This is a genomic window from Tsukamurella soli (assembly GCF_039541155.1).
GTDB lineage: Bacteria > Actinomycetota > Actinomycetes > Mycobacteriales > Mycobacteriaceae > Tsukamurella > Tsukamurella soli.
Map to the genome: position 1 here is coordinate 1 of NZ_BAABFR010000158.1, position 7,766 is coordinate 7,766.

Consider the following 7,766-nt stretch of genomic DNA (forward strand, 5'->3'; position numbering starts at 1 on the left):
GTTGGGACTAGTGGTTGTCTTCCTAAGACCGCTTGGCCTCCGACTTCGGCGGGGCCGTGCCTCCTACGTGGGCGAGGTGGCGCGCGGCGTGGTCGACCCGGGCGCCGCAGCCGCAGCGCTCATGCTCGCGTGCGCAGCCCACGCCGCGGGCGGATCCATCGGGCCGGCCGCGTTCCGATTCGACTGACCGCCGATTCGGCTGAGCCCGCAGCTACCGGACTGAGCCCGCGACCGAGAAGATCGGCGCAGACCTGCACGCCGGGGACGCTGCGCGCCCGGAGACCTACGGCTCAGCGGCGCACACCCCCTGCATCGGTGGCCGTGTGCCGCTCAGATGTAGATCCCAGGGTCCGCTGTCCACCGGACCTCCCCTGGGTCCGGCACCGCGGCAGTCTGGCAGTCTGCGATCGCGGATCTATCGGTTCCGCGGACGGGACCGATCGGACCGGCGCCGGGGTGGGGCACCGTTGGACGGTCGACGCTGGGCGGACAACCGCACCGTCGGCGCGTCCGAGGGGCCCGGCGGCGGGCCGATCCGCTGGGGCCCCGGGCGGTCGACGTCGTGCAGCGTCGCTCGGCGCAGCGGCCGCACGATCGCATCGGGCCGCGTCACCGGCTCCGCGGCACCCGCGGCCGACACCCGCGTCCGCACCGGCCACCGCAGGGTGGGCGCCCACCAGTTCCAGTCGCCGAGCAGCTTCATCGTGGCGGGCACGAGCAGGGCTCGCACCAGAGTGGCGTCGACCAGCAGCGCGACCAGCATGCCCAGCCCGAGCATCTTGACGAACACCATCCCGGACAACCCGAACGCACCCACCACAACGGCGAGCAACAGCGCGGCGCTCGTGATGATCCGGCCGGTCTTGGCCAAGCCCACCGACACGGCGCGGGTGTTGTCGCCCGTCGCGCGCCACTCGTCCCGCACCCGCGACAGCAGGAACACCTCGTAGTCCATCGACAGCCCGAACAGGACGGCGAGCATGAGGATCGGCACCGTGGGGTCCAGGGCCCCCGTCGAGCTGAATCCGAGCAGCCGTTCCAGGTGCCCGTCGCAGAACACCCAGGTCACCACGCCGAACGACGCGAACAACGAGACGGCGCTCATCGCCACCGCCTTGATCGGCAGGACCACCGACCCGAACGCCAGGAACAGCAACACCCCCATCACGAGCACCACCACGGTCACCATCCACGGCAGCCCCGCCCCCAGCGCATCGAGCATGTCGACCGTCTCTGCGGTGGGCCCACCGATGAGCTCCGTGTCACCCTCGGGCGGCGGGACGGCCCGCAGGGCACGCACCAACGCCTGCGAATGCTCGGTCTGTGTCCCGTCGGGCCACCCGACCTGGAACATCACCGCGCCGTCGGTGGCGTCGACGGTGTCCACGGATGCGACGCCGTCGACGGCCCGCAGCCGCGCGGCATACCGGGCGGCGTCGACCACGTCGAGGTCACCGTCGGCCGCGGTCAGCACGACGTCGGCGGTGGCCCCACCGGTGCCGAAGTCGTCCGCGATCGCCTGGCTGTCGCCGTACGACACGGCCCACGGAGGCAGTGTGTGGTAGTCGGAGCCGGCCCACCGCACGCCCAGCAGGGGCAGGCCCATGGCGACCAGGACCACGCCGACCACCGCCACGTACGCGACGGGCCGGCGCATCACGGCGCCGGCGACCCGCTCCCAGCCCGACGGACCGCTGTGGCCGCCGCGCCGACGGTGACCGAACGCGGGGACCGACCACGCGTTGATCCGGGGGCCGAGCAGGCACAGCGCCGCGGGCAGCACCGTCAGCGCCGCGATCGCCGCGATCAGCACCGCGGCGATCCCGCCGTAGGCGATCGACTTCAGCAGCACCTGGGGGAACACCAGCAGCGAGCTCAGCGCCGCGGCGACGGTGAGCGCCGAGAACATCACGGTGCGTCCGGCCGTCTCGAGCGTCACGGCGAGCACCGCGGTCCGCGGGTAGCGTCCGCCGTAGCGATCCAGCTCCTCCCGGAACCGATTCACCACGAACAGGGCGTAGTCCACCGCGAGGCCCAGTCCGAGCAGCGTCACCACGTTGATGGACAGCGACGACACCTCGGTGAACCCCGCGATCACCCGCAGCGCGCTCATCGCACCGGTCACCGCCACGACGCCCACCAGGAGCGGCATCGCCGCCGCGACCACACTTCCGAAGATCAGCACGGCGAGCACCAGGACCAGCGGCGCCGAGATCGTCTCGGCGCGGGTGAGGTCCCGCATGGTGATGGCGGTCGCCTCGGCGCCGACGGGGAACGGACCGGCCAACCGGGTGCCGAGGGGCGTGGCGCGCAGCGACGGCTCGAGTTCGCGGTACACGCGGGACTGCTCGGTCGCGCCGTTCCCCGCCACCGACACGAACACCAGGACGGAGTGCCTGTCGTGGCTGAGCATCGCCGGGTCGTGGGTCTGGTACCAGGTGCTCGTGGAGGTGACGGTGCCGGGCGTGTAGCCGGCCACCACCTTCTGGACCTCGGCGCGGAACCGCGGATCCGTCGCCGTCATCGTGGGGCTGGAGTAGGCGACCAGCACATCGATCGAATGCCCGTGGAACACGGCCTTCTCCGCGACGGTCTCCTGCGCGGACGGGCTGGCCGGGTCGTCCGTGCCACCGTCGGACAGCGCAGCCGCGGCACCCGACCCGAACATCCCCGCCGCCACGAGCACCACCAGCGCGAACAGCAGCAGCAGCCCCGACCGGCGATCGAGGATCGCAGCCCAGCGGGCGCCGGGGCCGCGCCTGGGGAGGCTCGACCGGCTGGCGACCCTACGGTCCGGCATCGATCCCCTCTCGCGGTGGCTTGTCGCCCGACATCGTAAGCCGAGCGCGTCGTCCGCACCGCTGCGCCCGCGAGTCGGGGCGATGCCGGAACGGCGGCGCGGTCAATGATCCGACCGGCGCGGCTTCCTCGCTCGGAACCGGACGGCGTACTCGTCGGTGGTGACCTCGACCGCGCGGAAACCTGCGGCGACCAGCCTGTCCGCAAGCCGATCCGGGTCGAGTGGGACATAGGTGTCGTCGACGTGCAGCGCACGCGACTCGGGGCTGTCGAGACTGTCCTCGCCCACCAGCACTCCGCCGTCGCGCAGCACGCGAGCGACCTCGGCCAACAGCCGATCCTGACTGTCGACGCCGGGAATGTGATGGAGCATCGACAGACACGCCGCACCGGAGAACCGGCCCTCGGGCAGCCCTGTCGCGGTGGCGTCGGCGCAGAGCACCTCGACGTTCGTCCCCGCCAGCCGGGCCGCCAGGGCGTCGGCCAGTTCGGCGTCGATCTCGACCGCGGTCAGTCTGGGCACCGATGTGCGCAGGACATCCGTGGTCGAGCCCGGGCCCGGGCCGACCTCGAGGACGTCCTCCCCCAGGTCGACGCCGTCGAGGACCCACGGGATGATCCACGTGCGCACGGTCTCGGCCCACTCGGCACTCGAACAGAGTCTCAGGTGCTCGTCGTTCATGGCGTGGCCGACGCTACTCCGGCGGCGCTTCGGATGCCCTGACCACGGCCCGATCTAGTCTGGCCGCATGCCCGACTTCGAGATCTCCCGTGACATCAACATCGCCGCCCCGCCGTCCACCGTGTTCGGCCTGATCGACGACTTCCACCAGTGGCGACACTGGTCCCCCTGGGAGGGCCTCGACCCGAACCTGCACCGCGACTACTCGACCGACCCCGCCGAAGGCGTCGGCTCCTGGTACGAGTGGAGCGGCAACCGCAAGGCCGGGGCGGGCCGAATGACCATCACCGCCGCGGCGCCGGACGAGACCGTCGACATCGAGCTCGCGTTCAGCAAGCCGTTCGCCGCGACCAACCGCGTGCGGCTGACGCTCGAGCCCGACGGTGCCGGCACCCACGTCACGTGGACCATGACGGGCACCACCACCGGGGTCATGGGAGTGATACACCGTGTGATGCCGATGGACACGATCACCGGACGCGGCTTCGAGAAGGGCCTGCGGCAGCTGAAGGACCGCGCCGAGCAGCGTTAGGGGAACCTGGGCATCCGGCGAATCCGGATACGCGATCGTGCACCGGCGGTCAGAATCGTGACGACCTCCTCGCCCGACGAGAATGGAATGCCGATGCCCGTGACCCCGGCCGCCCCCGTCACCGTCCCGATGGACATCGGATCGTGGATCGGCCGCCGAGCCGCGTCGAGCCGCAACCATCGCGCGGTCACCTTCGGCGACACCACCTGGACATACGGCGAGTTCCTCGACCGCATCGACCGCCTGGCCGCCGAGCTGGCGGCGGGCGGTGTCACGCCGGGCACACGGGTGGGCTACGTCGGCTTCAACCACCCCGACTTCCTCACCACCCTGTTCGCCACGAGCCGGGTGGGCGGGATCTTCGTCCCGCTCAACTTCCGGCTCACCGCACCGGAGTTCGAGTACATCATCGCCGACGCGGGGATCCACACGCTGATCGCCGACGGCGACCGCGCCGCCACCGTCGAGCCCGTGCGGGCACCGTCGGGCCTGACGCGCGCGATCGCGCTGGAGGCCGTGGCGGGCTGGGAGCACGTCGACACGCTGATCGCGGCCCGTGCGCCGCAGGCCGAGCCCGTGCACCCGGCGGCCGAGGACGTCGCGGTGATCATGTACACCTCCGGCACCACCGGGCGCCCCAAGGGTGCGATGCTCACACACGGAAACCTGTTCTGGAACAACGTGAACGCTCTGCTCGCTCTGGACACGATGTCAACCGACGTGAGCCTCGTGTGCGCCCCGATGTTCCACATCGGCGGCCTCAACGTGACCACACTGCTGACCCTGCAGAAGGGCGGCGAGCTGGTGATCATGCCGGCATTCGACCCCAGCGGCGTGCTGGCATTGATCGAGAAGTACCGCGTGACAACGATGTTCGGCGTTCCCGCGATGTTCCTGTTCATGAGTCAGGTGCCGGGCTTCGCCGACGCGGACCTGTCGTCGATCCGCGCGTTCACGTGCGGTGGTGCGCCCGTACCGGAATCGCTGATCACGCTGTACAACGGTCGGGGCATACCGTTCTCGCAGGGTTACGGGCTCACCGAGACCGCGCCGCTGGCGCTGGTGATGCGCACCGACGAGACCGCGCTCAAGGTCGGCGCGGCCGGGCACCAGGTGCTGCCGCTGTCGGACGTGGCGCTGCTGGATCCCGACGGCGTGCCCGTCGTCGCCGGCGAGCGTGGCGAGGTGTGCGTGCGCGGGCCGCAGGTGACGGCGGGTTACTGGCACAACCCGGACGCCACGGCCGCCGCGATCGACACGGACGGCTGGTTCCATACCGGCGACGTGGGCCAGGCCGACGAGGACGGCTACGTGACCGTGGTGGACCGCGTCAAGGACATGGTGATCAGCGGCGGCGAGAACGTGTACCCCGCCGAGGTGGAGTCCGTCCTGTACCGGCACCCGGCGATCGCCGAGGTCGCGGTGATCGGGACGCCCGACGAGAAGTGGGGCGAGGCGGTCACGGCGATCGCCGCGCTGAAGCCGGGGGCGACGGTGACGCTCGAGGAGCTCCGCACGTTCGCGGCGGCTTCGCTCGCGCCGTTCAAGCTGCCGCAGCACCTGCGGATCGTGGACCTGCTTCCCCGCAATCCGGCGGGGAAGGTGCTGAAGTTCAGACTGCGGGAGGGTGCCGGCGCGCCGCAGTAGCGGACGCGGTGGCACCAAGCCGGTGGTAACCAGACGACAAGGCGCCTGCTCTACATTCACACTTGACCTCAGGAGGTGGGTGGCGTGAGCAACGACCCCGAGTACGGCGAGACGTGGGCACGGCCGGCGGCGGCCCGGCCCGGCGAACGAGACGACGGCGCCGACCCGTCGGCTCCCCAGGCGCCGGGGACCTCGCCCGCCGGCCCTCAGCCCTCCGGGCCGCAGGCGGCGGGCAACTGGCCGTCCGGGCCCCAGACCCCAGGCACGTGGCCATCCGGGCCACAGGCACCCGCCGCGTGGCCGTCCGGGCCCCAGACCCCGGCCACATGGCCGTCCGAGCCACAGACCCCAGGCAACTGGCCGTCCGGGCCCCAGACCCCGGGCACACCGGGCGGCCATCAGTCGGGTGACTACCAGCAGGCCAGTGGGGGATTACCGCCCGCAGGCGCCCAGCAGCCCGGATACGGACAGGCAGGATATGGGCAGCCTGGATATCCGCAGGCCGGCTACCTCCCGCAGCAGTACCCTGGCGCACCGGGCGGCCCCGTTGGTCCGGTGGGCCCAGGGGGTCCGGTGGGCCCAGGGGGTCCGGTCGGCCCAGGCGGACAGAAGGGGCGACGCACCGGGCTGATCGCCGCGATCGCGGGCGGCATCGTGCTGGTCGTGGTGGTGGCGGTCGTGGTCGTGGTGGTGCTCGCCAAACCCGGCGGCGGCGGGAAACCGGTGGCCGCGTCGACGTCGGCACCGCCGCCGGCGCCCAAGCTGCTCCAAGTGATGCCGTCGACCCTGTTGCCCACGGTGGACCAGATCCAGACCGACACTCTGCAGACGGTCAAGGCCGTGGGCGACCAGATCACCACGGTGATCGACGACTCGGTCACGTCGGACCCGCAGTGCGCGCTCACGGACGTGCCGCGGTCGCAGTCGTCGTGGGGTACGGCAACGGCGTCGGCGACGCAGCGATACACCGACACAGGCGACGCGAACTTCAACGCGCTGATCCTGGCCGGTGCGGCCGTGTTCCCCACGGTCGACGCGGCGAACGCGTCCCTCACCGCGGTGACGAACTCGGTTCAGAACTGCCGGCTCTACAGCGAGACCGGCTCGGACAACCAGATCTACATGTGGACCGTGACCGGCAACACCACCCCGAAGCCAGGCGTCGTGGTGTGGACCCAGACGCAGTCGAGCCCGTCCATCAACTGGAAGTGCACCGCGGCGTACGAGGTCGCCGACAACGTCGCCGTCAGCGTCACACAGTGCGGGTACGGCGCCACAGGCACGGCACAGAAGGTCGCCGACACCATGTTGGCTGCAGCGACGAAGTAGGCGACCAGGTCACCGTGCCGGCCGCCCGGGCCACCACGCCCGTCCCGATCGCCGTGTAGGTGGCCACGCTCACCTCCCTCGTCACTCCAGGACGATCTCGGTTACCCCGCTCGCGCCGCGGAGACCGTCGAACCGCGTTGCGTTGCAACTGAACACGATCACCTGCGCGTCGCGCGCGGCGGCGAGCAGCGCGCCGCTCATCGCAGCCAGCCGCCCGCTGTCGCTGTGTCCCAGCGCGTCGTCGATGAGTACGGGCGCACCGTCGACAGGGTCCACGAGGCGCGCGCACGCGAGGCGACTGAGTATCCCGAGCTGCTCCTGTGCACCACCCGACAGCGAGGCGAACGGCACCGTGACACCGTCGACCGTGCGCGACGCGATGGTCAGGTCGTCGGCCACGGTCACCGTCAGCTGGTCACCGAACACCGCCCGTCCCAGATCCTCGAGCGCCGCCTGGAACGGCCCCTGCACTCGGGCCCGCTCGGCGTCACGGTGCTCGGTGAGCGTGCGGTGCAACAGGTCTGCCGCCCGCGCACGAGCATGGACGATCGCCAGTTGCTCCTCGGCCCGCGCCAGTTCGCGGGCCGCGTCGTCGAGCGTGTCGCGGCGTCCCTCGGAACGGTAGGAGGACAGCTCACCCTCGGTGTGCGCCAGCCCCTTCCGCGCCTCGACTTCGTCCCGCGTGGCCAGCGCTTCACGCCGACGCGCCTCCGCCAGCCGCGCCCCGAACCCGGCGACGTCTGCCGCCTGCGCCGCCTCGGCTCGGCGGGCGAGCTC

6 protein-coding genes are annotated in these 7,766 nt (G+C 71.4%); 3 read left to right on the top strand and 3 right to left on the bottom strand.

Features of this window, described 5'->3' with window-relative positions:
* Positions 1-415: 415 nt before the first annotated feature.
* Together ABD908_RS25755 and ABD908_RS25760 are read right to left on the bottom strand one after the other, a co-directional pair.
* Complete coding sequence (locus tag ABD908_RS25755; protein WP_345001471.1) at positions 416-2,800, bottom strand: MMPL family transporter; 2,385 nt, start codon at positions 2,798-2,800, stop codon at positions 416-418.
* Between the two features lie 102 nt (positions 2,801-2,902).
* Entirely contained in the window at positions 2,903-3,481 is a 579-nt protein-coding gene (locus ABD908_RS25760) for a class I SAM-dependent methyltransferase (RefSeq protein ID WP_345001474.1), read from the bottom strand.
* Positions 3,482-3,548: 67 nt separating this feature from the next.
* On the opposite strand from ABD908_RS25760, the gene ABD908_RS25765 reads away from it, so the two are divergent.
* The 3 genes from ABD908_RS25765 to ABD908_RS25775 all read left to right on the top strand — a co-directional run bounded on the left by ABD908_RS25765 (position 3,549) and on the right by ABD908_RS25775 (position 6,989).
* Entirely contained in the window at positions 3,549-4,013 is a 465-nt protein-coding gene (locus ABD908_RS25765) for an SRPBCC family protein (protein WP_345001476.1), read from the top strand.
* 93 nt (positions 4,014-4,106) lie between these two features.
* Positions 4,107-5,660: an acyl-CoA synthetase gene (locus ABD908_RS25770; RefSeq protein ID WP_345001479.1), complete on the top strand. Its 1,554-nt coding sequence runs from the start codon at positions 4,107-4,109 to the stop codon at positions 5,658-5,660.
* A 573-nt stretch (positions 5,661-6,233) separates the two neighbouring features.
* Entirely contained in the window at positions 6,234-6,989 is a 756-nt protein-coding gene (locus ABD908_RS25775; protein ID WP_345001481.1) for a sensor domain-containing protein, read from the top strand.
* 81 nt (positions 6,990-7,070) lie between these two features.
* Here ABD908_RS25775 and ABD908_RS25780 read toward each other — a convergent pair.
* Positions 7,071-7,766: ATP-binding protein (locus ABD908_RS25780; protein WP_425584412.1), on the bottom strand; the 696-nt coding region annotated here is incomplete at its 5' end.